Origin of the sequence: Singulisphaera acidiphila DSM 18658, from assembly GCF_000242455.2 — a bacterium.
Classification (GTDB): domain Bacteria; phylum Planctomycetota; class Planctomycetia; order Isosphaerales; family Isosphaeraceae; genus Singulisphaera; species Singulisphaera acidiphila.
Genome location: NC_019892.1, coordinates 8310926 through 8336930, shown reverse-complemented (window position 1 = coordinate 8336930; position 26005 = coordinate 8310926). Strand labels below are relative to the sequence as shown.

Here is a 26005-nt window from a genome sequence, read left to right as displayed (position 1 = left end):
GTCTGATGCGAGCGGCGTATGACACACGCCCTTATTTGCCAAGAGTCAGGACGAGCGGTTCATCCACCTCGATCGATTCGCCCCGGACCGTTGCGACCGCGCGAACGGCCACTCCCGCCGCGGCGCCGACGGGACTGTCGTCTGCTGCCTGGACCACAAATTTGGCCGTCGTCTGGCTCGCGGCGATGGTCACCGGCGCGGCCGAAAGCTTCAGGGCAGGGGGGGCTGTGAGGGTTACGGTCAGGTCGTCGGCGAACCCCCCTTGGCGGGCGACCGTCAGGTCCACCTCGAGAGTCCCTCCCGGCTTGAGTGCACCCCCTTTGTTGTTCACCGTCAGGGTCACCGGCGCGGGGCGGACCACCAACCTGATCGCGTTCGACGGTTCGTTCAGGGTGATGTTCGGCTTCGTCTTCGCGTTTGGATCCTTGCTGAACGGGAAAGGGCCGGTCCCACGAACGACGAAGGTGTAGTCGCCCGGCGCGACGGTCTTGGCCACGAAGAGTGGGAGGGTGCCGCTGGCTTCCGCCTTGGCGATGGTCGCGGTTCCGTTGACGACGTTGGCGGGCAAGTCGGCGGCGGTGACGGTGACCGCCTCGGCGAACGCATTCCGCCGTGTGACTGTCAGGGGCACATTGAGCTGATGTCCCTGGGCCACGATGAAGGTCTGGGGCGATGCGGCGAGCGTCAGCGGGCCGGCTTCGACCACGGCCAGGACGAACCCTCGGCTCACCCGAGCGGGGGCCATCGTCGGGGTTAGGGGATTGCCCGGAGGCCAGATCATGGTGCCGGCGATCGCCTGGTGAGTGAGATCCGGCCCGAGCTTGGTCGCCCCCGAGACGTAGTGGAGCTCGTCCTTGCGGTCGCCGAAGCGGCTCCGCCCGATGAGCTGGACCGTCCCGACGCGAGGTTTCGCCCCGTCCTCCGCCTCGAAGACGACGGGCGCCACGACCTGGCCCGTGGCGATCGTCACCGGCTCGCAGCGCACGCCAGGCGGCAGGTCGACCGCCTCCACGTGGATCGGGCCGGCAAACCCGTCGGTCCGCCAGGCCAGCACGTAGGCGGTCGCTCGCCCCCCGGCGGCGATCGTCAAGGAGTCAACCAGGGTGGTGCTGGCGGGGACGACGAAGAGCCGAAAATCGGGTCGTTCGGGGCGGATGTTGAGCCGGTAGACCAGCCTTGGATCCCCACGTTGAGAGGCGTAGAGGTCGTTGATGACCACCTGATAGGTGCCGTCTTCAGGGACCGTCCAGCGAAGCGAAGCGTCGACGGAGCCGACACCGAATCGTGGGCCGCCCCCTGGGTCGGGGGTGTCCTCGGCCGAGCCCAGGTCTTTGGGCGGGGCCTTGGCGACGACCTGCTGGATCAGGAACGCGGGGTCGGCGGGGGAACCGAGCCGCTCCGCCGTGGCCTCGATCCACCAAACTTCGCCCTTGCGTGCGGAGAATCGATAGATGTCGCTGTCGTTGGGGGCGCCGAAGGTGCCGGAGATGTCGCAAGGGAGCGTCACCGCTTGGGCGTGCTCGTCGTCGTTGTTCGGCTCTGCTTCCAGCACGACCGGTTCGGTGGCCTCGGCGATGAACAGCGGGTTCGACGTCCCCGACGGCAGCGCGAGTACGTATTCGAACCCGCGACGCGGGGCGGCCGGGGACGGGAAGAAGCGGAGCGAAGGGGCCAAGGGATCGATCTCGCCCGAGGCGGGGGGCGTGATCGTGACCGTCTTCCGCTCGATCGGCCGGCCGTCGATCAGCAGATCAGGGGCAGGGGTTCCACCGAGGTTCCTCCCGATCAGGGTGAACGAGGTGGGAACGCCGGGGGTGGCGACTGTGGGGAGAATCGCGTCGAGGTGGGGGCCGTCGCTCAAGCTTAGGCGGTAGGAGTGATCGGCCGACCCCCCGTAAACCACGTCGTGGACCTTGATGAAGTATCGGCCGTCGGCGGGCAAGGTCAGGTCGAGGAACGGGTCGACGCCCAGGGCGTCACGGCATTCCGCCAGCTCGCGTCCGTCGGCGTTGAGGATATGGATCGTGGCATCGAGTCGGCTGTCAAGCCGTTCGGCGGTCAGCTCGATCAGCAAACGCTGGCCTGCTTTGCCATCGAATCCGAAGACATCCACGTCGGTTGCGGTGATCTGACCGTTGATGACCGAGTTGAGCGTGACGATGTTCGCCTGGCTCACCACGTTGTTGGGCTCGGTCTCGACCGTTTCGGGCCGGTCGCCCAGCACGAACGTGCGAGGGTTGGTCACGCCGTAGGTGCCGACCGCGCGGATGTCGTGGTGTCCGAGCGGCGTGCCGGGGGCGGAGGCGACTCGAAACGTCGTCCCCTTGAGATGGAACGCCCGGATTCCGGGATGATCGAACCAGAGGGAATGGACCCCTTCGAGGTCGGTTCCGTTGAGCGTGACATCGACCGACTCGCCCACGCGGCTCCCGAGTCGGGAGAGGCCGGTGAGTTTGGCTTGCGGCCATTGAGCGTGCCCCGGTCTGGGGGCTCCGAGTATCCCGAACAGCAGGACGATCAGGGGCGCGGAACGGAGGGGGATGGTCATGGCCGCTCTCGAGGGCAGGGGCCTCGGCATCGTTTCAACGGGCATCCGTTGATGGCAGGCAAAAGCGCGGGCAAAACAAAACAAATCAAGGGGGCGGGCGCGGCTTATCCTCGAAGGAGTTCGGCGATCGGTTGGCCCTGGTTCAGGACAGCCAAGGGACGGCCGGCTTCGTTGGGGAACTCCGCGGCGGGGTCGATACCGAGGACGTGATAAACTGTACGGAGCAGGTCCTCGGGACGCAAGGGGCGATCCGACGGCGCTTCCCCCTTGTTGTTGGTCGCTCCCACGGCCTGCCCGGTGACGAGCCCGCCCCCCGCGACCAGGGCGCTCATGCACCCGGGCCAGTGGTCGCGGCCCCCCGCCCCGTTGACGCGCGGGGTGCGGCCGAATTCTCCCCAGACGACGAGGAGGACTTTCTGGCTGAGTCCGCGATCGTGAATGTCCTCAACCAGGCTGGCGATCGCCGCGTCGAGCGGCGGAAGCTGCTTTCGGCACTGGGGGGCAACCTGGGTGTGATGATCCCAGCCTCCATCCGTGACCGTCACGAAGGTCACCCCTGCCTCGACCAGCCGGCGGGCGAGCAAACAGGCCTGGCCGATCGAGGTCCGGCCGTAGCGATCGCGGGTCGTCGCTTCTTCCCGAGACAGGTCGAAGGCCCGCCGCGCGGCGGGGCCGGTGACCATGGCGTAGGCCTCGGCCGTGAAGCGGTCCATCCCTTCCATCATCCCCGAGGCATCGCGGCGGCGGTCGATTCGGTCGAGCTTGGCGAGCAAGTCGCGGCGATCGTCGAGCCGGTCGAGCGAGAGTCCCTCGGGAGGCACCAGATTCGGCACCTTGGCCGTCGCGGCCGGGTCGCCGTCGAGCGAGAACGGGTTGAAGCCAGGGCCGAGATACGCAGCCTGTCCGAACCGAGGAGCCCGTGGGATCCCGGCATAGGCCGGCAGTCCGGGTCGTCGGGCCCCGAGCATCCGGGCCGCGATCGAGCCGGAACTCGGCCGTTCGTTGCCGCGTGGAGTTGCGTCGCTCGACGGGTAACCCGTCATGACCCAATGCGTGCCGCCCGAATGGTCGGAAGTCGTGTGGTGCAGGCTCCGGAGGATCGCCAGCTTATCCATCACCCGCGCCTGACGCGGACAGAGTTCGCTGAGAGAGATCCCTGGGACCACGGTTGGAATCGCCTGGAATTCGCCACGGAATTCGGCCGGCGCATTGGGTTTCGGGTCGTAGGTTTCGATCTGGGACGGGCCGCCGTCGAGGATGACCTGAATGACGGCAGTCTCTTTGGTCCGGTCGAAGCCTTTTGCGCTGGCACGGCGTGAAAGTCGATCGAACCCGGTCAGTCCGGCCAGGGCCAAGCCCCCTGCGCGAAGGACAGACCGTCGGCTCACCCCGGCGCAGGTCGTCTCATACTCCCCGAACACCTCGATCATGAGCGTCCCTCAACTCCGTTCCGCCGCTTTGCTCAGCTTACCCGAGCCTGCCTACAGCCGCCAATCGCACTCGGAGTGAGTTCGTTTTCGCATGGAGCGTTTCCTGGCTCTCTGCCCGTTGTACGAATCAGTGGGATGCGGCCGGGGCCTTCTTCCAGGAGTCTGGCAGACCAGGCTTTGTCTCACGGAGAATCTCGAGGATCGCTTCGCGGTCGTCCACGGCCAGAACCGGGTCGTCCTTCTTGGTTCCTCGGCCTTTGAGGATCTCCCAGAGCCGTTGATAGACGTAGTCCTTCACGGCGCTTGGAAGAGAGTCGAAGGCGCGGGAATAGATCAGGTAGCTGCAAGGGTAACGGAAGATCCGGGTCTTGAGGTCGAAGTCGCGGAGGGACCGGCCTTTGGAGTCGCGGGGTCCGCGAGCGGCGAAGTCCGTTTCGAAGGATGACGTGCCTTGAATTCGATCGGTCAGGTGGACCTCGTCGCGGAACAGCATGTAATGGACCACAGCCTCACCAACGCTCCGGATCCGGGACCGGGCGCTGCTGGACTCCTGATCGAGAGGTTCGCCAAGTGCCTTGTTGAATTCTTTTTCATAGTCGAGGGCCATGCGCGTCTCCATCCCCGCGCGGGCCAGGCGGTTGAGCATACCGACCTGATGCTCGAGCACCATCAACGCGACAATGTCGCTATGGGGCGTCGGGTAGAATGACGTGGTGAATCGATCCTTGAGGTCGACCACGTTGACCCCGTCGGTGTTGTCGATCTCCTCGGGCCGTTTCGGCCCTTGGCTGATCATGTTCCCCATGTGCGTCTGCCGGCCGCTGGTGCCGGTCACATACCAACCACCCCAGCGCTCGGCGAGCGGGCTCGTGTGATCGGTGCGGAACGTCCCGCTGGCCAAGAGCGGGAGCCCCTGGCGGTCCACGAAGACGGAGCGGACCAGATGGCCGGGGACCCCCTGGTTGGCCGACGAACTATGGCAGAGCAGGCACGACTCGGTCTGCCGCTCCGGGACGGACTTTTCTTCACGCGACTGCTCGAGCGTGTAGTAGGTTGTGCCGATGGCGTCATCGACGGCCGAGATCTCGATGACCTGGCCGCGGAGGCAGAAGCCGACCATCACATCATCATTAAAGTAGATGGCACGCGGTGTCTTGGGCGAGATCCGCTCACGTTGCAGACTCGTCTTCGAGAAGACGAGGATCTGCGACGACTCCGGGATGTCGAGCGCGCGGAGCAGCGATCGTAGGTATCCGTGCTCCGGCCCGAATTCGAGCTTCGTCGCTCCCGTGGCGAGCCGTTCTTTGAGCTGCGCGACCGCATTGTGAGGCTCTGCCGAACTATAGTGGATCGGGGCCCGCTCAATATCCTGGCCGGTGACCGTGGTGCCGGCCGCGAACGTGGCCAAGCCCGCCAGGAAGACCCGGAGTGTTCCTCCTGCTGAGACTTTCACCTTACGCTTCGCCGAAGGTCGGGCTCTTGCGGCCATCGTTCACCCTCATTCATGGCCTCTCAACATCCATAAGCAAAATTTTGTGGAATTATCGAATTAACGGTAGCATGTCGAGGCTGGGAATGCTGCTTTTAATTTGCATTGAGAATCCATATTATGGGGTGGGGGCCGTTTGTCAACCCGCAGCCAGGTTCCTGAGGCGTCTCCGTTGCATCTGACTCAATTCTCCGATTACAGTTTGCGCCTGGTGCTCTACCTGGCTTGCCACCCTGGGCAAGTGGTCTCGGTCGACGCAATCAGCCGGGCGTATGGGATCTCGAAGCACCATCTGGTCAAGGTGGTGCAAACGGTGACGGAGCTTGGGGTGGTTGAGGCCCAAAGGGGGCGTGGCGGCGGGATGCGGCTTGCGATGAGCCCGGCGGAGATCAACATCGGTTGGTTGATCCGGAGGACCGAGCCTCATTTTTATCTTGTCGAGTGCTTTGATCCTGAGATGAATACGTGTCCGATTGCCCCCTCCTGCGGGTTAAAGGGGGCGCTCCATCGCGCTCAGCAGGCTTTTCTGACGGTTCTCGACGAGTATACCCTCGACCAATTCATGGCGCAGCGAGCGGACCTAGTCGTTCTGCTGGGGGACTTCCGGCTGCAACGCGACAAGGCCGACGAGGCAGGGACCGTCACTGGTTGAAGAGGAATTCCTTGGTGTTGATCAAGGTCCAGATCAGGTCTTCGTAGGCCTGGCGAACGCGGCCATCGGACCGTAAGCGGTCGAGGTGGGCCAGGCAGACCGCTTGTTCAGCGTCGGATGGGACTCGGGAGAGGGCGACCCGATAGAGCAGGCTGACTTTGTCGCGATCGGGGCGTGGATCGTTTGCCAGGAGCGCGGCGCGACCGGCGTCGGCGCTGAGCTGACGCTGAAGGGACGGGGAGTTCAGCAGGAGAAGGCTCTGCGAGAGGCTCGGTTCGGTCGAGCGTTCGCATTCGCAGACGCTTTCTCGTTTGGGACGGCCGAAGGTCTCGAGGAGCGTCGAGGCGAAGCCGTCGTCGGGAAGCTGCGTGGCGCGGAAGTCGCGCGGCAAGCCGGCGAACACTTCGGGACTGCCCGTCACGGTGCCGATGGCGTCGAGCAAGACTTCGGCGGGGAGCCGGCGCGGGGCGTAGCGGGCAAAGTTCTGGCGGTCGCGCTCGTTCCCCGGGACGGGGAGGCTCGAGCGGTCGTACGCGCGGCTGGTGGCCATCAGGCGGAGGAGTTGTTTCAGGTCGTAGTCGTGGCGGATGAAGTCGGCAGCCAAGAAATCGAGCAACTCAGGGTTGGAAGGCGGGTTGCTGGCTCGCATGTCGTCCTCGGGCTCGACGAGTCCTCGGCCGAACAGATGCTTCCAGTAGCGGTTGACGATGGCACGGGCGAAGAAGGGGTTGTCGGGCCGGCGGAGCCACTCGGCGAGCGCTTCCCTGGGGTCGTCGCGCGGGCCGAGGTCGGGCATTGCGGATCCGCCGAGCACGCGGGGAGCATAGGTTTTGCCGGTCAAGGGGTCGGTCGCCCGCCCTTCGGGGATGACGAAGATCCGCGGTGTGACCGGGTCGGGCCCTGGCTTACGGCCGATCCGGGCGAAAAGGGCGGCGAAGCCGTAGTAATCGTCTTGGCCCCAAGACTCAAACGGATGATGATGGCAGCGGGCGCACTGGAGCCGGACCCCCAGGAAGAGCTGGGCGGTGTCGTCAACCTGCTCCTCGAGCGTCTTCGCGTGCCGGAACCAGACGACGGGAGGAGACGCGGCGGAATCCCCTTTCGCTGTCAGGATCGCCGCCGCGAACCGGTCGTAAGGCAGGTTCGCGGCCAGGGCCTCGCGGATCCAGGAATGGAAGGCGAACGTCCCTGGTTGTGAGAGTGAACCGAGGCTTCGCTTGTTCCGCAGAATGGCCGACCACTTCATCGCGAACAGATCCGCACATTCGGGGCGTTCGAGGAGTCGGTCGACCCATCGCTCTCGCTTGCTCGGTTCATGGCTCGCCTCGAATGCGGCGGCCTCGTCCGGGTCGGGTAGGATCCCGCAGAGGTCGAGCGCCGAGCGGCGTGCGAATTCGGCGTCAGTGCAGGTCGCGCTGGGGGGAATGCCAAGCTCGCGGAGCTTGCCGAAGATCAAGGGGTCGATGGGATTGGTCGAGGGGGGCAGGTCCTCGCGTGCCGGGTTGTTGTTGCGTGGGACGATGACGCGGGAGACCGCCACTTGTCCTCCGAACCGGGCCATGATCGCGGCTTCACCGACGCCGTCCAGCGTCGCGACTTGCCCGGACTCGTCGACGAGGGCCAGGTCGAGCGCGTTCGACTGGTACTGCGCCTGGTGGGTGACGTCGGCCTCTGATCCGTCGCTGAGCTGGGCGGTCACGCGGAGTTGCTGGGTTCCTTTGGGGGCGATCCGCCGGCGTGCCGGGCTGACTTCGATTTTGAGGACTGAGGTGCCCTGTCTGGGGTCGAAGGGCATCCCTTGCGCGATCCAACGGGCGAGGGTGCGGTATTCGGGAGATTCCCTCGCGAACTTCCGGCCGCCGCCGTGGCCGATCTCTGCGGTGGGCTTACGGAGCAGCAAGCTTGCCCCCGGCGCGGCGGGAAAGACCCGTCGGCCCCGGCCGTCGCGGACCAGGCTCTCATAGTCGAACCTGGGGTCCGAGCCGAGCAGGCTGAGCCGAAATCCGTTCTGTCCGCTTGCCTTGCCGTGGCAGGCGCCGGAGTTGCACCCTTGTCTTGCGAGGATCGGCATGACTTCGGAGATGAACGAGACGGGCCGGTGATCGGCGAAGTCTTCCACCACGACCCGCACTTTTGCGTTTTCCCCTTCGTGATGGACGGTGATGGAGGTGTTGCCTGAGCCGGTCGGTCGGATCCGCCCCTGATGATCGACCTCCGCGACTTCGGGGTTGAGGCTCTTGTATTGCAGCGAGTTGTTGTGGGTCAGGTCGATCGTCCGGCCGTCGGCCCTGGTTCCTGTGACCAAGATTTGGGCTCGGCGATCGGACCCGGTGAGGTGGACCTCGGCCGGCTCGACGTCGAGGCTCGCCGGGCATGCCGGCGAGGCGAGCGCGCTCAGCAACAGCCATTCGAGAACGAGACAGGAGATCGCTTTGCGTCCCGCGGTGCTCATCCTGGCAATGTGCCGCGCCTCGGTCGGATTGGCAATGGGAACCGGCCTTCCCCGGCGGCTTTGGGACGGTGGTGTTGAAGAACTCCCCGGAGAATCAGTGTGCGCACCTAGCCGGGTTCCCCTACAATGGGGCAAGTGGTGAATGATCCCCAATGAGGACGGTTGCTCCTCGGGTCCCGTGGCCGTTTGCCTTTGTCTTTCGGAGAGGTCGAGTCCGATGCCCTATCAATTCTCGAAGATCGAGGACGCTCTCCAGGCCATGTCCGAGGGGCGCGTGGTCATCGTGGTCGACGACGAAAGCCGTGAGAACGAAGGCGATTTCGTTGCCGCGGCCGATCGGATCACGCCTGAGACGGTCGAGTTCATGATCACGGAGGGGCGCGGGCAGTTGTGCGTTCCGATCATGCCCGACCAGGCCAAGCGACTCGATCTGAACCCGATGGTCGAGACAAATACCGCGCCCCACGGCTGCTCGTTTACCGTCATGGTCGACCACAAGTCGTGCCGCACCGGCATTAGCGCGGAGGAGCGGGCCCGGACGATCCGCGCGATCGTCGATCCGACGACTCGCCCCACCGACCTGGTTCGCCCCGGACATGTCCCGGCCCTGATCGCCAAGGAGGGGGGAGTGCTCCGTCGCGCGGGGCATACCGAGGCCACGGTCGACCTGGCGCGCCTGGCTGGTCTTGCTCCGGCGGGGGTGCTCATCGAGATTCTCGACGGGACCGGCGTCGCCAGCCGAGAGCGGCTCCACGAGATCGCCACCAAGTTCAACCTGCCGATCGTCTCGATTGAGATGCTGATCGGTTATCGGAGGCGTCGGGAGAAGCTCGTGCATCGCCTGGCCGAGGCCGAACTCCCCTCACGCTACGGCAAGGGGCGGGTCATCGGCTATGGGGTCAAGCATGAACCCGAGAACAACCCGATCGTGTTCGCGATGGGCGACCTGCTTTCGGTGGAGGCCCCTCTGGTCCGGATCCACTCGTCCTGCTTCACCGGCGACCTGCTCGACTCGCTCCGTTGCGATTGCGGCGACCAGCTCCATCTCGCCCTCGAAATGATCGGTCGCGAAGGGGTCGGTGCCTTGCTCTACCTGCCGCAGGAGGGGCGCGGGATCGGCCTGATCGAGAAGTTCAAAGCGTACGAGCTCCAAGACCAGGGCTTGGATACCGTCGAAGCCAATCAGGCACTCGGCTTCCCGGCCGATCCGCGCGACTATGGTGTGGGGCTGCAAATCCTCCAGGACCTCGGCCTGACCAAGGTCCGGCTCTTGACGAACAACCCCAAGAAGGTCGACGCCTTCGTCATTCAGGGGCACGGCCTCCAAGTGGTCGACCAGGTGCCGATCATCGCTCCCGAGGAAGCCGAGAGAACCAAGTACCTGGCTACCAAGCGTGATAAGATGGGCCATTTATTGCCGACTGGCGAACGAAATGGACCTGGTTGATCGAAGAAAAAAAAAGGGGGTGAAGAGCGGCCCGGCTGGCTGGTTCCGGCGTTGCTCTTCATGAGAGAATTAAACCTGTTTCTCTCCGCGAGCGGGTTCAGACCCGGGCGGAGGGTCGTTGGTCCGAATTACCCGAAGGACATACCCTCGTGCATTCTTACTCACCCCGAACCATGCTCTGCGGGCTAGCCTGTCTGGTGGCGCTGGCCGGTGGGGCGGCAATGGCGGCCCATGCGGAGCCCCCCCCGGCCGATCCCAAAGCGAAGCAACTGCTCGACGAGGTGATCAAGACGTACAAGGGACTGACCTCGTACGCCGATCAAGGGAAGTTCGTCCTCAACATCAGCGAGAACGGCAAGCCGAAGAACCAATCGTCGCCGCTTCGCCTGTCGCTCGCGCGCCCGAACAAGGTCGATCTCGACGCAGGTCTGGTCCGGCTGGTCAGCGACGGCAAGACTCTGACCACGTCGGTCGAACCGCTCAAGCAATACCTCTCGGTCGACGCCCCCAATACGATCACGTTCGAAACGTTCCGGCAGGGGCCGGTCGGTTCGGCCATCTTCGGCGGGCCGACCGGGCCGCCGATGTTCATCCTCTTGAACCTGTTGGTCGGCGAAGATCCGTCGAAATTGGTCGAGGAACTCGATGGTGCGCTGAAGCTGGGCCCGGAGCGTAAGGAGGGCCTGTCGCTGATGCTGGATCGCAAGGAAGGACCCGACTTCGAGATGCTCGTCGACCCTGAGACGAAGCTGCTCAAGAAAATCAACCTGGTGATCGACCCCGAGATCTTGGCCAAGACCGCCGCCGGAGGGAACAAGGTTACCATCGACCAGTTCGGCTGGGACGCCGGGACGGTCTCAACCAAGGCGCCGGCCGCCGATGCGTTTGCCTTCGCCCCTCCCAAGGAGTTCAAGAAGGTTGACTCGCTTACGAAAGCCGAGGCGGAAGATCCCAGCGCGGTCGCTCAGAAGCTCGTGGGCAAGCCCTCCCCCGACTTCACCCTGACGGTGCTTGATGGCGACAAGACCAAGACCGTCACCAAGGCTGACCTGGCGGGTAAGATCGTCCTGCTCGACTTCTGGGCGACCTGGTGCGGCCCCTGCATCAAGGAGCTTCCCGAAGTCCAGAAGATGATCGAAGGCTACGCCAAGAACAATAAGGACGTCGTCATCGTCGCCCTCAGCCAGGACGAAGAACCGCGCGAGCTCCCCGAACTCCGCAAGCATGTCGAGAAGACGCTCGAAGAGAAGAAGGTCGTGCTGACCGGCACCAAGGTCGGCCTGATCGCCCTCGACCCCACGCAGGCGATCGGCAATGCGTTCTCGGTCCAGGCGATCCCGACGCTCGTCATTCTCGACGGCAAGGGGATCGTTCAGGCTGCGTACGTCGGCCAGCAGACCGGTGAGACCCTCAGCAAGGACATCGACGCCTTGCTGGCGGGCAAGTCGCTCATCAAAGAGAAATCCGAAGAGGCGGCCGCAAAGAAGGACTGACGATCCCTCGCGATCGCCTTATCTGAGCATTCAGACGTTTACAAACGAGTGGCCGGGAACCGATGCAAAGTCGGTTGCCCGGCTGTATTTCCAACCGGCCCGACCGTTGGGATTCACCTCTACAGTCCTCGAGCCCACCTCCCACGGCAAGGCCGGGTAGCGATTCCTCCCCTTGGCCTTATTTTCTCTCTTTTCCGTCGAGCGGCTCGAGGTCACGAACCGTGATCAGTTGCGCTCGCAACGACTCATTGTAATGAACGCTTCCCCGAACGCCGACGTTGCGCGCCGTCAACCGAGACGGATCGAGCCCGGCCGGGATGTTCAGATAGGCGACTGCCGTTCCCTTGGGGCCGATCAGGGCGAAGACTTTCTGGCCGTCGACCTTGTGCGACGAGGGTTGGATCATCCCCTTGGCGTCGTAGGGACGCTCTTGCGGCTCCTCGGCCACTGCGAGTCGCCGTAAGTAGAGCGCCAGCTTGCGGTCGCGGTTTCGGCTTTTCTCCAGGATCGCCTCGATCTTCCGGGCGGATTCCGCCGCTGCCTCGTGCCGCGCGACGAGGTCGAGCCGCGCCTGAATTGCCTGGCTCGAGGCCGAGTCGGTAACACGTTTGAGCAGGCCCTCATACCGCAGGCGGATCGAATCGAGCCGCCAGTGCTCGATCGAATCACGGAGAATTGAGCGATGGCTCAACTCGATCCTCGCGATCTCCGCCGCGATCTCCGGGGGAGGATTGGGCAGGGAACCTTCCGCCGAGAAGGCCGCCCGGGTCTCTTGAGCCGGTTCGGCGGGTGCCTGTGTGGTTGTCGGGGAGGGGACCCACTCGACCCCGTCGGCACGGATGTGGCGGACCTCGCCCGCCAGGGGAGCGATCGCCCGCCATGTCTTCTTGCCGACGGTCAGCGGCGGCCGATCGATGAGGCGAACCACCTTACCGCGCGGCAGAGACCTGCCCGGCGGCCCCGGCATCTTGGCTTCGGGGATGCCCGAGCGAACCCGCGTTTGCGCCACGTCGACCCGCGCCGGCCCGAGGCCAGCCGGAGGATCGATCGCCGATTGCTCGACCCAGAGGAACGAGCCGGGTGGAGGCTCGATCGTCAGCCAGCCGTCGGTTCCGACCGCGCGCACAACCACCCGGTCTCCCTGCTGGAGCTGCCCCGATGCCACCGAGCGATCGTCCGGCTCGTCGAAAACGTCGAGCTCAGACGCAATCACTTCGGCGGCCCTGGGCAGGTCCGCGGCAGAGCCGGCCGGTCCCATCACCAGCAGGCCGAGCACCAGCGCGGCGATTCGCGGGTCGAACCAGGGCACCAAACAATCCTCCCGAATCCGAGCGGGAGCCGAGAGATAAGATAGGTCAAGCCGGGGTAATAGCCGAGAATGGGAGGTTCGTCAAGCCGAACGTCCTCCGTCTCGACGACTCCGCAGGTCTCGCGTTAAGCTGAAGAGTCTGGGAGCCTCGCCTGGTCCGCCGAGTCCGATTTCGGATCCCGACACGACTTTTTTTTGTTACTTGGGAATTTGCGTGATGACGTTTCCGCACGACGCCGGCCACCCGCTCCATCGTCCGAGGCGCCTGCGCAGCCATTCCCGGCTCCGCGACCTGGTCCGCGAGCATCGGCTTACCGTCGATGACCTGATCTATCCCTTGTTCGTCTACCACGGCACGAACCTGCGCAGGGAGATCCGCTCGATGCCCGGCCAGTACCAGTTCTCGCTCGACCGACTCGGTGAGGCGGTAGCCGAGGTCGTCGAGTTGGGGATCCCCTCCGTCCTCCTGTTCGGAATTCCCGAGCACAAGGACGCAACCGGTTCGGCGGCCTCCCAGGAGCAGGGAATCGTCCAGGAAGCGGTGCGGCTGATCAAGCGGCAGGCCCCCGAGCTGCTCGTCATCACCGACGTCTGCTTTTGTGAATACACCGACCACGGCCATTGCGGCCCGCTGACCGAGACGGCGGGGCGGGTCGACGTGGACAACGACGCCACGTTGCCGCTCCTGGCCGAGCAGGCGGTCAGTCACGCCCGGGCCGGGGCCGATGTGATCGCCCCCTCGGGAATGATGGACGGGATGGTCGCCGCGATTCGCTCCGGTCTCGACGGTGCGGGGTTCCCCGGGGTGCCAATCCTCTCATACGCGGCCAAGTTCGCCAGCGCCTACTACGGGCCGTTCCGCGAGGCTGCCGAAAGCACTCCCTCGTTTGGCGATCGGCGGACCTACCAGATGGATTCCGCCAACAGCGATGAGGCCATTCGCGAAGTTGAGATCGACCTCGCCGAAGGGGCCGACATGGTTATGGTCAAGCCGGCCTTAGCCTATATGGACATCGTGCGCCGGGTCAAAGCCGAATTCCGCGTTCCCGTCGCCGTCTACAATGTCTCGGGCGAATACGCGATGGTCAAAGCCGCCGCCGCCAACGGCTGGATCGACGAACGGCGGATCGTGCTCGAGACTCTCACCGGCTTCAAACGCGCCGGGGCTGATATGATCATTACCTATCACGCACTCGACGCCGCGCGGTGGCTTCGCGGGGGCTGATCGATGTCCCTGAATCGAAGAATCGGCAACACCTCCTTGGGACTGATGGTCGTCATCGTCAGCATTGCACGCTTGCTTGCCGTTCCGCCGCGGAGAGCCCTGGGATCTGGAGACCAGGCCCGCTCAACATCGTTGCCAGTCTCCTTGATTTATGCCGATGTAAGTTTTTGAAATCTTTGTGATGTTGGTGGCTGAAAAATTAATAGTCGTGAATTTGCCGTGGTTCGTCTGGGGGGCCGCTTCTTGGCTTTCTCCGAATCCGCGAGCGGGTCCCGGTGTGTTTGCTGGTGACTTCAAAACGGGCTGAGCTGGCCGTGCTTCGCGCCGTTTTGATGAGAACGAATCCGTTGAGGTCCCGCTGATGTCGACCGTCCTGATTGAAGTGCTTTTCATTTTGCTGCTGATTGCGGCCAGCGGGATCTTTGCCATGTCGGAGATGGCCATCGTCGTCTCACGCAAGGCACGGCTCCGGCAATGGGCCGACGAGGGGAATCGGCGGGCCCGCATCGCTCTGGAGATGGCGAACGACCCCAACCGTTTTCTTTCCACCGTTCAGGTTGGGATCACCTTGATCGGTACGCTGGCCGGGGTGTTCGGCGGGGCCACCATCGCCGAAAAAATCGCCGCCAGGTTGGGGCAGATCCCGAGGCTGGCGCCCTATGGCGAGACGATCGGCCTGACCGTCGTGGTCGCGGGCATCACCTACCTCTCCCTGATCCTCGGCGAACTGGTGCCCAAGCGGTTGGCGTTGAGCAATCCTGAGCGGATCGCTTCCATCGTGGCTGCTCCCTTGAGACTGCTGTCGGTCGTCGGTGTGCCGATCATCAAACTCCTGAGCGTTTCGACCGAGATCGTCCTCCGGTTACTCGGGATCCGGCCGTCCACGGAACCCACGGTCACGGAGGAAGAAATTCGGGCTCTGGTCAAGGAGGGGGCCAAGACTGGGGTTCTCGAGGAAGTGGAACACGAAATCGTCAAGCGAGTTTTCCGCCTGGGCGATAAGCGAGCATCCGCGTTGATGACCCCCAGGACGGAGGTCATCTGGATCGACGTGGCCGACTCGCCCGACGAAGTCCGCCGCAAGATCACCGAGAGTCCTCATTCACGGTTCCCGGTGAGCGACGGCACGCTGGACAACGTGCTCGGGGTTATTCAGGTCAAAGACCTGCTTGTTCGCGGATTCGCGGGGCGGCCTTATGATTTCAAGGGACTTTTGATCGTGCCCTTGCTTATCTATGAAGGAATGACCGGACTGAAAGTCCTGGAAATGTTCAAGAACACGGGCACGCACATCGCCCTGGTGCTCGACGAGTACGGCCTGGTCGAAGGGTTGCTGACGCTCAACGACATCCTCGAGGCGATCGTCGGTGGGATGCCCTCCGAGCCCGAGGGCGACGATCCGATGGCCGTGCAGCGGTCGGATGGCTCCTGGCTGCTCGACGGGATGCTCTCGATCGACGAGTTCGGCGACATTTTCGAGCCGATCCGGCTTCCCGAGGGGGACTATCGGACCCTGGCCGGATTCGTCGTCACACAGATGGGCAGGATCCCGACGGTGGCGGACAGCTTCGTCTGGGGCGAGTTGAAGTTCGAGGTCATGGACATGGACGCCAACCGGGTCGATCGGTTACTGGTGGCCCGTTGTGAGAGGAAACTTTGAGTGTGGTCATCCCCCGTGCTGGGAGCCTGGATTTCCCCGGTGGCGACCTGTTGAAGGGGCGGGCGACTTGGTAGCCTTGAGGCCTTGGTGATGGCTCCCGTTCCTCAGAACTTTCGCTCTTTGTGATGATTAAGACATCAATGGAGTGGCGGAGCCGTTGCGATATTTTTTTGCATCCGTCCCCGATCTCCTGAGCCATTGATTGGTGGTACAGCGACGATCGATCGATATCCTGACGGCGTGCTGAGCACGCCGGAACTCTGTGAGCAAGTCACGACCATGGAACCGAAGACGCCGGCGACGTCGAAGCCCGAGTACGACCTTTCCCGTAGCCATGAGGCGTTCCTTCGCGCCTGTAAGGTGATTCCCGGAGGGGTCAACAGCCCCGCGCGGGCGTTTGGGGCGGTCGGCGGTGAGCCGCCGTTCATGGCCCGCGCAGAGGGGGCGTATCTCTACGATATCGACGGGCATCAATACATCGACTATATCGGCTCGTGGGGTCCGATGATCTTCGGGCATGCTCATCCGACGGTCCGGCACGCGGTGGTCGAAGCGCTCGATCATGGGTCGAGCTTCGGAGCGCCGACGACGCGCGAGGTTGACATTGCCGAGGCGGTCGTCGCGGCAGTGCCGTCGATCGAGAAGGTTCGGTTTGTCTCGTCGGGGACCGAGGCGACGATGTCGGCCATCCGGGTGGCGCGCGGGGTCACCGGGCGGAACAAGATCGTCAAGATGACGGGGCATTATCACGGGCATGTTGATTCCTTGCTCGTTCAAGCAGGGTCGGCTGCGACGACGCTCGGCTTTCCCAACAGCCCAGGCGTCACTCCAGGGGCGATCGAGGATACGATCCTCTGTCCGTTCAATGACGTCTCGGCGGTGGCCGCCGCGTTTGAGCGATTCCCCGAGCAGGTTGCGGCGGTCATCCTCGAGCCGGTCGCAGGCAACATGGGCCTCGTCCCGCCTCGGCCCGGCTATCTCGAGCAGATCCGCGAACTGACCCGTAAACATGGCGTTATGCTCGTGTTTGATGAGGTCATGACGGGCTTCCGGCTTGCGTTTGGAGGGGCCCAGGAACGATTCGCGATCGATCCGGATATGACTGCGCTGGGCAAGATCATCGGCGGCGGCCTGCCGGCTGCGGCGTACGGGGCGAAGTCGGCGGTGATGGACTTCGTCTCACCCGCCGGACCGATCTATCAGGCGGGGACGCTCTCGGGCAACCCGCTGGCGATGGCCGCCGGGCTGGCGACGGTGGGAATGCTCCGAGAGTCGCCCCCTTACGAGCGGCTCGAGGCGATCTCGGCCCGGCTCGAAGACGGCTTGCGGCGGGCGGCCAGTGATGCGAAGGTCCCCCACGTCGTCCAGCGCGTCGGCAGCATGCTGACCCTCTTCTTCAACCAAGGGCCGGTCCACGACTACGAGGATGCCAAGCGGAGCGACACTGCCTTGTTCGGCCGCTTCTTCTGGGAGATGCTGGCGCGAGGCGTCTACCTTCCTTGCAGTCAGTTCGAGGCGGCCTTCGTCTCGGCCGCGCACACCGATGCCGACATCGATCACACCGTCGACGCAGCCAGGGACGCCCTCCGCGCGATTGTCGGTTAATTGAGCCGTCGAGCCGGTTGGGTGGGCGTTTCAATGATTAAAGTCGTTGCGGACGATTGCCGACAGGCTTGCGTTGACAGGTCCGGCGGTTCCGGCTAAAGTTCCGCCGCACGTCGCGACTTGCTGCGACGGGACGGTTGCGAAGACGAAACACCCTACGACTTGGCTTCTGAGAAGACTTCCGCTCCGCCTCGATTGACGGCGGTCTGGGCACGTGCTCGGGCGATCCCAAGGACGGGGACGCATTCCGGCACGGGTCCGAATTCTGACGGGCGAGGGTGGATCATGGACGATGTCCCCGCCGGTCCGGCGTACCCGGAGCCGCGGAGGCCGCCGCTTTCGGTCGTGATCCCCGTGCATAACGGAGGTCTCGACTTCGAGCGCTGCCTCCGGCGGCTTCGTGAATCGGACCAAGCTGACTTTGAACTAATCGTCGTCGATGACGGTTCAGCCGACAATTCGGCCGCCCTGGCCGAGTCGTATGGCGCTATTGTTGTTCGCCACGAGACTGCGCTAGGGCCCGCGGCCGCACGGAATCTCGGAGCCCACACGGCGACGGCCTCGATCGTCTTCTTCCTCGACGCCGACGTCGCCGTTCATCGGCAGACGCTGTCTCGGGCTGTGAGCCGGTTCGACGCCGATCCGAATCTGTCCGCCCTCTTCGGTTCGTATGATGATGCCCCGACGCATCCGGGGGTGATCAGCCAGTTCCGTAATCTCCTCCACCACTTCGTCCACCAGCAGGGAGAGTTCGTCGCCGAGGCCAGGCCCGCGCGAACCTTCTGGACCGGCTGTGGCGCGATCCGCCGCCAGGATTTCCTCGACCTGGGCGGCTTCGATCCGCACCTGTACCGTCGCCCTGCCATTGAGGACATCGAGTTTGGCTATCGCCTGACCCGCGCGGGTTGCCAGGTCATCCTCGCTCGCGACGTCCAGGCCACGCACCTGAAGCGTTGGTCGCTCGGCTCCGTCATCAAAACCGATATCTTTCAACGCGGCGTCCCTTGGATGCTGCTGATGAAGCGGTCGGGCATCGTCGAGACCGACCTCAACGTCAAGAACGACCAGAAGCTTTGCGTCGCGGCGGCCGGGCTCATGACTCTGGCCATTCTGGCCGCGCCCTGGCGTCCGGAATTGCTTGGCCTTGTCGTGGCTTGCTTGGCTCTGATCGTGAGCATGAATCGGCACTTTTACCGGTTCCTGGCGCGTCGACGGGGCTGGCTCTTCGCGGCCGCTTCGCTTGCGCTCCATTATTTGTACTACTGCTGCTGCGGTCTTTCCGTCGTCATCGCCCTGGCGCTTTGGCATCTCTCCGTCCGGCGATCGTCCGAGGCCTCACCGCAACTCAACCCGAATTCCGGTGTCCGCCGCGACTTCGCCGCAGAGGTAGGAGCAGGGACTGGGACAACCTCCCCACGACCCCGCAAGCAAAAGGCAAGGAGGCTCCCGCGATGGACAAAACGGTGAACGTGGCCGTCGTCCGGAGCGATAACCGTCGCGGTGCCGCCGCGCAGGCGCTCGCTCTGGTCGCCGACGACCTTCGCGCGTGCGTGACTCCCGAGGTCTTGGTCAAACCGAACCTCGTCAGTCATCAGAACCAGCTTCCTTCGACCCATGCCGATATCCTCTCGGCCACGCTCGACTCCCTGTTCGCCTCAGGGGCACGTCATGCCACTGTGGCCGAGGGGGCCAGTGACGCGACGGCCGGATTCGTCCGGTTCGGCTACCATCGCGAAACATTCGGTCGACCCGTTGACTTCCTCGACCTCAATCGCGATGAGAATGAGTGGAAGCCGATCGAGCTGATCGGCGTCGACGGTTGCACGCGGGTCGCTCGGCTCTCACGCACGATCGACGAGTCGACCTGCCGCGTTTCGCTTGCCCTGGCCAAGACTCACGTCACCGCGATGGTCACCTTCAGCCTCAAAAATATGCTCTCCAGTATCCACCTCGCCGATCGGATCATGATGCACGGTCATGCCGCGGGGGGGAACGGATATCGTGGCTGGAAAAAAATGGTCGTCGACTTCCTCAAACAGGATAACGTCGTCGTCAATCGGCTGACCCGCCTGATGGGCCGCGTCAAGAACGCGCGGACGATTTTGCGCGGGCTCGCCGGGCGCGACACGTTCGAGAGCCTGTCGGCGGCCGATCTCGCCTATCTCCACTCCGTCGAGGCGATGAACCGCAACCTCGTCGCGCTGGCCAGGCGGGTGAAACCGCACATCAGTGTGGTTGATGCGTTCACGGCCATGCACCGTGAAGGACCAAAGCACGGCACGCCCGTCCGGCTTGGGACCGTGATCGCGGGGACCGACGCCGTCGCGGTCGACGCCGTTGCGGCCGCCGTCATGGGCTTTGACCCGCTGCAAATCGGCTACCTGCGCTATGCTCAAGAGGCAGGGCTGGGGGTCGCCGACCTGTCGGCCATCAACGTTGTCGGCGATCCGATCGATCAGGTCAAGCGACCGCTTGTGCCGCACTCGAACCACGTCGTCCAGCGCCACTGGGATCGGCTCTCGGCCTCAGTCTATCGAGGGCCGCACAGCAGGGTCAGTTGCCCCGGGAAGGTCGTCTCGTCATGAACCGAGTCGACGAGGCCGGGCCTCAATCGGTTGTGAACCGAGTGATTCGATCAGGGGAATCATCCACGGTTTCCGTGGTGCTCGCCTCGATCGAGGCGAACGCGACGATCGCCGCGAGTCTGGCTCGGTTCCTTGAAGAAGTTGGCAAGCAAGGTGAAGTGATCCTTGCCGATGCGTCAAGTGATGGGTCAGCTGATCGGGCCAGGGCCTTGTTTCCCGGTCTTCGGATCCTCCGAAAGCCGCCCGGCACGTTGGCCCCTGAACTTTGGCGCGACGGCCTCAATGCGTCCCACTCGCCACTGGTTGCGTTCTCGACCGCACAGATGATTCCGAGTTGCGGTTGGCTCGAGTCCTTGCGTGGATGCCTTGAATCGACCGGGGCCGCTGCCGTCGGAGGACCGATCGACCCGGCTCCCCGGCTCTCAGCCGCCGATCGGGCTGTCTATCTCTTACGATATGTGAACTATCTCAGGCCACTGCCTAAGGTCGAGCAGTTCGAGCCCCCTGGCGATAACGCTCTCTATCGCCGTGATGCGCTCGGAGGGCTCGAAGCCCTCTGGGAGGCTGGGTTCTGGGAAGTGGAGATCCACCGTCGGTTGCGCGAACGAGGGGCAAGCTTGGCGATGGCCAGCGAGGCTGCGGTCGAGTTTCAAGGGGGAGGGGGTTTGAGCCTGGCTCTGCGTCAGCGCCGGGATCATGCCCGGCATTACGGGGCGGCTCGAGGGGGACGGATGAGCTGGTCCGAGCGATTGATCCGCTCGGCCGCCGCGCCTCTGGTCCCGGCAATCTTGATTCGGCGGATTACCGCGACTTTGACCAGGCGCGGTCGAGGGATCGGGCCTTGGCTGTCTGCCGTACCCTCCTTGTCGCTCTTGCTTGCGGCCTGGTCGGCGGGCGAGACAGCGGGAACGTGGTTGGGACCCCCCGCGCGAGGGCGGACGGTCGCATGACGAACGACTGAAGGCGTCTACTCAGAGGAGGCGGGCATGGAAGCCAACGGGCTCGGAGTGGGATTCCTGGTGGTGGGAGCGGGTTTCCTCGGAGCGCAGCGCGCGGCCGCGATCATGGCGGCGCGCGGCTGCCGGCTCGTCGCGGTCCACGACGCCAACCCCGAAGTCGCCAAGGTTGTGGGTCGTCAGCATGGGGTCCGTGTCGTCGCCGACTATGCCTCTGCGCTGTCGTGGGACGAAGTCGACGCCGTCGTGATCGCCACCCCTCACGCCGATCACTTTGAGCAGGCGAGCATGGCCCTGGAGGCAGGGAAGGGGGTCCTCTGTGAGAAGCCGCTCACCGTGCGGCCGGAAGAGGCCCGCCAACTCGCTCACCGCGCCGATGAGCTTCAATTCCGTCTGGCCACGGGCCTGAACCATCGCTTCTATCCGCCGATCCGTGATGCCTTGGCACTGGTTAGCGACTGGGCGATCGGCCGGGTCGAGCACGTCGAGGCTGAGATTGGCCACATGGCCTCCCCTGAGTTTCTCCGAAGCTGGCACACCGATATTTCTCGGGCGGGGGGCGGTACCCTGATGGACAATGGCCCACACGCCTGCGACTTGGTCCGCCGCTTCCTCGGTGAGGTGGTGGCTGCGCGTGGGAATGTGAGCAACCCCTTGGGCTTGCCGGAGGGGTGCGAGTCGGAGGCGACTGCCTGGTTCCGCGACCACGATCGCGGGACCGCCGAGGTCCGCTCCTCCTGGACCCTTCCCAAAGGCTACTTGACGATCGACATTCGCGGGACCGAGGGCCGATTGCACATCGAGACGGCCCCTTGGAAGCTGACGGGCGTGCTCGAAACCGGTCGGCGGATCACCAAGCGATACCTGGCGGAGCGGGTCTCCGAACGGCGGTTTCGCGGTCTCTTCGGCTGTGAGCGGTCGCTCGTTCGGGAGATGGAAGCGTTCGTCACCAAGCCAGGGGGAACGCAGCCTCGGTTGGAAGCGACCGGCTGGGACGGCTGTCGCGTGACCGAGATGATCGACGCGGTCTACCGCTCGAATACGTTGGGGCAGGAGATCCCGCTCAAGGAACGGCAGGTCCGGATCGTCGCTGGCGAACCCGTGGGCGTGGCCCAGGAGCCCTGGGGATGAGAGCCGGCGGTTTGCCGATCTTGACCTACCACGCATTTGATGCGACGGGGGGTGTCACCGCGACCGATCCCGCATGGTTCGCCGAGACCCTCTCGACGCTCACCAGCGCAGGCTTCCAGGCGGTGGACCTTGCGTCCTGGATCGCGCAGGGCCGTCCCCCGGTCGAGCGGGGGTTTGCCCTCACGATTGACGATGGACTTCGATCGATCGTCGAGGTGGCCGACGTGGTGGCACGGTATCGGGCCACCGCGACGGTCTTCCTGGTCACCGATCGGGTCGGCTCCGACAACGGCTGGCCGGGCCAGCCCGCGCATGTTCCTCGAGGGCCGTTGCTCTCCTGGTCGGAGCTTGAATCGCTGGGGTCGCTCGGGTTCCGGTTCGCCGCGCACGGGCGCACGCACCTGCCGCTCGACCGTTGCGATGACGGGCAACTCGACGAGGAGTTGCGCGGGTCGCGCGACGCGATCGAACAGCGTCTCGGTCGCCCTTGTCCCCTGTTCGCTTACCCTTATGGTCGCTCGAACCCAAGGATCCGCCAGGCCGCTCGGCGGCACTTCGCCGCAGCCTTCGGCACTCGGCTCGACACGGCCAACAGCGAGCAGGATCTCCATCAGATCTCGCGGATCGACGCCTTTTACCTTCGCTCGCGTCGCGTCCTGGATCGCCTGGCTACCGGCCGTCTCCAAGGCTGGCTTCGGCTTCGGCGAACCTTGCGCGAAGGTCGGGGGGCGATGACTCATCCTTTCTCCTGGAGATTTGAATTGTCCGCGTAGTGTGAGCAGGTGTCTTGGTGGGCCATGCCTACCTTGCAGCAGGAACAAGCTGGGCTTCATACACCTGCTTTGAGCAAATTTCTCTCTTGGGGCTCCGCGGAAATTCACGGGAATCTTGACGTTTCATGGATCATCATCATTTGGTCGAACAAGGAACGACGCTCGCATGCCCGGCCTGCCGTGGGGTGCTGCTCGACCGCACCGAGGGGCCGGTTTGCACCGGCTGTGGGCGGTCGTTTCCGCTGGTAGCGGGGCTGGTCGATCTTCGGCTGAAATCCGACCGCTATCTCGACCTCAAGGCTGAGCGAGCGAAGGCCGAGCGGCTGCATGCGCTGGAGCCCGAGACGGACTTGCAGGGATTGGCCGAGGCGTACTATGCGATTACCGATGACGTGCTCGACGCGCGCCGAGGACGGTTCCTGCGGCACATCGCCGGGGCCGAGGCCCGGGGTGAGGCGCTCGCCACGCGGTTGCCGCGTGAGGGGGCCATCCTCGAGGTTGGCTGCGGCACGGGGGGGTTGCTTGTGCCGGCCTTGCGGTCGGGTCGGTCGATCGAAGGGGTGGATATCGCGTCGCGGTGGCTGGTCGTGGCGCGGAGACGATTGACTGACCGAGGGCTATCGGGAACCTTGGTGGCGGCATCGGCCGAGCGCCTTCCCTGGTCCGACGACCAGTTCGACGCGGTGGTCGCCGACAGCCTGATCGAGCATCTCGACGACCCAGGGCAAGCCTTGCGCGAGTGGGTCCGCGTGCTCAAGCCGGGGGGACGCCTGATCGTCTGGTCGCCCAATCGCTTCACGTTGACGACCGACCCGCACGTCGGTCTCTGGGGCCTGGGCTGGCTGCCGAGACAGTGGGTTCCCAGCTACTTGCGGCTGCGGCTGCGGCAGGTTTGGCCGCCGCGAACCCTCTCGGCCAACGAGGCAGGGCAGCTTGCGCGGGCGGCCGGACTGCGAGGGATTGAGGTCGACGTGCCGGGCGTGCCCGAAACATGGGCCCGTTCGCTTCCCCTCCGTCAGCGACGCGGGATCCGGGTCTATTCCGCTGCGCGAAAGCATCGCCTCACGCGGGCCCTCCTTCGCGCCATTGGCCCGCTCTGGGAGTTGAATGCGACCAAAGGAGGGGCGGCGTGACCATGACGGCCAGTCGCCCGAGAACGGTTGCTCGTGTCGGCCCGAAGTCGGTGTCCCGGCGTCCGAGAGGACTGCGCTGGGTGCTCGTGGCGGAGCTGGTAGCGAACCTTCTCGGATTTGCCGTGATGGTTCACCTGGCGCGTCGGTTGGGCCCGGCGAGCTTCGCTCGGCTGGAATACGCCGCAGCCGTCGCGGCCTGGCTCCTGGTGTTGGTTCGCGGTGGGGTGGACGTCATCGTCTATCGCGAAGCCGCGCGTCGGCCTTCGCTGATTCGACCACTCACTGATGTGCTCATTGGTCTCCGTGGTCTGGCCGCATTGACGGGGTATGCGTTGATCCTTGGCTTGGCTGTGCTGGCCGGCCCCGAGCGCGGACCGGTCGTGGCGATCGCCGGCCTGATCCTGATCCCTTCGGCCCTGGTGACTGACGTTGGTCTCCGCGCTTCGGGGCGTTTCGGGTGGATCGCCCTGGCGCAAGGGGTACGTTCGTTGGCCTATGTCGGCCTCGCGGTGAGCCTGGTCCGTAACCCGGGCGACCTCCTCCGGGCGGCATGGAGCGTCGTCTTTGCCGAAGTGGCCGGAACGATCGTTCCGTTGGCCTGGCACTTGGGTCAGCTTGGCTGGCCTCGGGTCCGATTCCGCAAACGGGCCTGGATTGTCGTGGCCCGCCGAGGCGCCATTGCGGGGGTGACCCGGTTTGGCCGTGTCAGTCTCTATGGAGCCGACCTGCTGGTGCTGGGCTGGTGGGCCAGCGCGGAGCTTGGCTCGTATGCGGCCGCGAGGCGGATCGTGTTCGGGTTTGTGGCTCTGGGCCTTGTCTTACCGGCCTCACTTGCGCCTGCGATCGCGCGACAATGGGCGTGCGGGGCGAATCTTGCTCGGGGTTTGATTGAGGATTCGCTGGTCCGGATCTGGGGGCTGAGCCTGCCTGCGGTGCTGGTGCTGATGGTCATGGCCGGGCGCTGGATGCCGCTTTTGTTTGGCGAGCACTATCGAGAGGGGGGGCCCTGGCTCGTCCTGATCGCAGCGCGGCTCCCCTGGCTGCTGACGGCGAGCTTCATCCAGGCGGCCTTGACTGCCTGCCGGCGCGAGTCTTGGGTGTTCGACCAGACGGTCGGTCTCGTGCTCTTGGCCCTGGTCCTTGTCCCTGCCGCGGCAGCCTGGGCGGGGCCTTGGGGAGTGGGGTGGGCCTTGCTTGCGATCGAGATCGTCGCGGCGGTCGGCGGCTTGCGGATGCTGGCCAAGCTTGGCCTCTCGCCCCGTTGGTATCTCTGGCGGCATCGCTTGCGGGGGCTCTTGCCATGACGGCTGTTTTGACCATCGAACAACCGGCTTACTTCGATCGGCTCGCCGAAGTCGAAGCAGCGCACTGGTGGTCGCTCGGAATGTGGCGGCTCGGGGCCCACTGGCTGGACGCTACGCTTCGCGGTCGCCAGGGGTTGGCCGCACTCGACGTCGGCTGTGGCACCGGACAGACGGCGCTCCGATTGGCCTGCCGCCCTGAAATCGGTTCCGTGGTCGGGCTCGACCCCAGCGCCGAGGCCCTCGCGCATGCCCGACGTCGGCACGCCTTCCCCTTGGTCCGAGGGAGCGCTCTCGACTTGCCGTTTGGAAAGTCAAGGTTTGATGTCATTACGTGCTTTGATGTGCTCCAGCATCTTCCCCAAGACGGCGACCGCCGCGCAGCGGATGAGTTGTACCGGGTGCTCGCACCCGGCGGAGTTGCCCTGGTGCGTTCAAACGCGCAAGCGTGGACCTCGGCGTCCCCAGCAGTCGAGGGGGGGTACAGGCTTGGAGCCTTGGTGAAAGTTTTCGAGGTCTCCGGGTTCACGGTTAGCCATGCGACTCATGCCAACTGTCTTCCCGCCTTGGTTCAGGAGCTGCGTGGTCGCCTGGTCCGGTCGGGCCGAGCCGGTCCGAGCAGTCATCCCTCGGGGGGAGGTCTGAGAATTCGGTTGCCGCATCCCTGGGTGAACCGGCTGATGGGGAGCGTCGCCACCGCCGAAGCGGTGGTCGCGGGCCGTTTGAACGCGCGGCTGCCGTTTGGGCATAGCACGATGCTCTTGGTCTCTCGCAATGACGAACGGTGACTGTCTGTCGGACTTGCCTGCTGAGAGA

19 protein-coding genes are annotated in these 26005 nt (G+C 64.6%); 14 read left to right on the top strand and 5 right to left on the bottom strand.

Going from position 1 to position 26005, the window contains the following annotated elements:
- Nucleotides 1–31: 31 nt before the first annotated feature.
- From SINAC_RS32460 to SINAC_RS32450, 3 genes are all read right to left on the bottom strand, one after another.
- Complete coding sequence (locus SINAC_RS32460) at nt 32–2548, bottom strand: PPC domain-containing protein (RefSeq protein ID WP_015249781.1); 2517 nt, start codon at nt 2546–2548, stop codon at nt 32–34.
- Nucleotides 2549–2652: 104 nt separating this feature from the next.
- The gene (locus tag SINAC_RS32455; RefSeq protein ID WP_015249780.1) at nt 2653–3978 is read right to left on the bottom strand and encodes a DUF1501 domain-containing protein; all 1326 of its coding nucleotides are present in this window, start codon (nt 3976–3978) and stop codon (nt 2653–2655) included.
- Between the two features lie 127 nt (nt 3979–4105).
- Nucleotides 4106–5467: a hypothetical protein gene (locus SINAC_RS32450; RefSeq protein WP_015249779.1), complete on the bottom strand. Its 1362-nt coding sequence runs from the start codon at nt 5465–5467 to the stop codon at nt 4106–4108.
- Between the two features lie 172 nt (nt 5468–5639).
- On the opposite strand from SINAC_RS32450, the gene SINAC_RS32445 reads away from it, so the two are divergent.
- Entirely contained in the window at nt 5640–6119 is a 480-nt protein-coding gene (locus SINAC_RS32445; protein WP_015249778.1) for an RrF2 family transcriptional regulator, read from the top strand.
- Here the strand turns inward: SINAC_RS32445 and SINAC_RS32440 are convergent.
- A complete protein-coding gene (locus SINAC_RS32440; RefSeq protein ID WP_015249777.1) occupies nt 6109–8571 on the bottom strand; it encodes a DUF1549 and DUF1553 domain-containing protein in 2463 nt (820 codons plus the stop codon). The two genes, SINAC_RS32445 and SINAC_RS32440, sit on opposite strands and share 11 nt — an antisense overlap.
- Nucleotides 8572–8788: 217 nt before the next feature.
- Between SINAC_RS32440 and SINAC_RS32435 the strand changes: the two genes are divergently transcribed.
- The gene (locus SINAC_RS32435; protein ID WP_015249776.1) at nt 8789–10018 is read left to right on the top strand and encodes a bifunctional 3,4-dihydroxy-2-butanone-4-phosphate synthase/GTP cyclohydrolase II; all 1230 of its coding nucleotides are present in this window, start codon (nt 8789–8791) and stop codon (nt 10016–10018) included.
- Between the two features lie 149 nt (nt 10019–10167).
- Complete coding sequence (locus SINAC_RS32430) at nt 10168–11511, top strand: redoxin family protein (RefSeq protein WP_015249775.1); 1344 nt, start codon at nt 10168–10170, stop codon at nt 11509–11511.
- A gap of 178 nt (nt 11512–11689) precedes the next feature.
- Here the strand turns inward: SINAC_RS32430 and SINAC_RS32425 are convergent, their stop codons facing one another.
- Nucleotides 11690–12820: a hypothetical protein gene (locus SINAC_RS32425; protein ID WP_015249774.1), complete on the bottom strand. Its 1131-nt coding sequence runs from the start codon at nt 12818–12820 to the stop codon at nt 11690–11692.
- A gap of 217 nt (nt 12821–13037) precedes the next feature.
- Here SINAC_RS32425 and hemB point away from each other — a divergent pair, with 217 nt between their 5' ends.
- From hemB to SINAC_RS32370, 11 genes are all read left to right on the top strand, one after another.
- Nucleotides 13038–14045 (top strand): porphobilinogen synthase, encoded by a 1008-nt coding sequence (hemB, locus tag SINAC_RS32420; RefSeq protein ID WP_015249773.1) that lies wholly within the window; start codon nt 13038–13040, stop codon nt 14043–14045.
- A 361-nt stretch (nt 14046–14406) separates the two neighbouring features.
- Complete coding sequence (locus SINAC_RS32415) at nt 14407–15705, top strand: hemolysin family protein (protein ID WP_015249772.1); 1299 nt, start codon at nt 14407–14409, stop codon at nt 15703–15705.
- Between the two features lie 279 nt (nt 15706–15984).
- Complete coding sequence (gene hemL, locus SINAC_RS32410; protein WP_015249771.1) at nt 15985–17310, top strand: glutamate-1-semialdehyde 2,1-aminomutase; 1326 nt, start codon at nt 15985–15987, stop codon at nt 17308–17310.
- A gap of 285 nt (nt 17311–17595) precedes the next feature.
- Nucleotides 17596–18777, top strand: coding sequence for a glycosyltransferase family 2 protein (locus SINAC_RS32405; RefSeq protein WP_015249770.1), 1182 nt, complete (start codon nt 17596–17598; stop codon nt 18775–18777).
- Nucleotides 18762–19895, top strand: a complete 1134-nt coding sequence (locus SINAC_RS32400; RefSeq protein WP_015249769.1) for a DUF362 domain-containing protein — start codon at nt 18762–18764, stop codon at nt 19893–19895. The genes SINAC_RS32405 and SINAC_RS32400 overlap by 16 nt, the downstream gene beginning before the upstream one ends.
- Nucleotides 19892–20845 (top strand): glycosyltransferase, encoded by a 954-nt coding sequence (locus tag SINAC_RS32395; protein ID WP_015249768.1) that lies wholly within the window; start codon nt 19892–19894, stop codon nt 20843–20845. The genes SINAC_RS32400 and SINAC_RS32395 overlap by 4 nt, the downstream gene beginning before the upstream one ends.
- 36 nt (nt 20846–20881) lie before the next feature.
- On the top strand, nt 20882–21982 hold the full coding sequence (locus SINAC_RS32390) for a Gfo/Idh/MocA family protein (RefSeq protein ID WP_015249767.1): 1101 nt from the start codon (nt 20882–20884) through the stop codon (nt 21980–21982).
- Entirely contained in the window at nt 21979–22755 is a 777-nt protein-coding gene (locus SINAC_RS32385; RefSeq protein ID WP_015249766.1) for a polysaccharide deacetylase family protein, read from the top strand. Before SINAC_RS32390 ends, SINAC_RS32385 begins: the two co-directional genes overlap by 4 nt.
- 125 nt (nt 22756–22880) lie before the next feature.
- A complete protein-coding gene (locus tag SINAC_RS32380) occupies nt 22881–23888 on the top strand; it encodes a methyltransferase domain-containing protein (RefSeq protein WP_015249765.1) in 1008 nt (335 codons plus the stop codon).
- A gap of 2 nt (nt 23889–23890) precedes the next feature.
- On the top strand, nt 23891–25192 hold the full coding sequence (locus tag SINAC_RS32375) for an oligosaccharide flippase family protein (RefSeq protein ID WP_015249764.1): 1302 nt from the start codon (nt 23891–23893) through the stop codon (nt 25190–25192).
- The gene (locus SINAC_RS32370; RefSeq protein ID WP_015249763.1) at nt 25189–25977 is read left to right on the top strand and encodes a class I SAM-dependent methyltransferase; all 789 of its coding nucleotides are present in this window, start codon (nt 25189–25191) and stop codon (nt 25975–25977) included. Before SINAC_RS32375 ends, SINAC_RS32370 begins: the two co-directional genes overlap by 4 nt.
- Nucleotides 25978–26005: the final 28 nt, after the last annotated feature.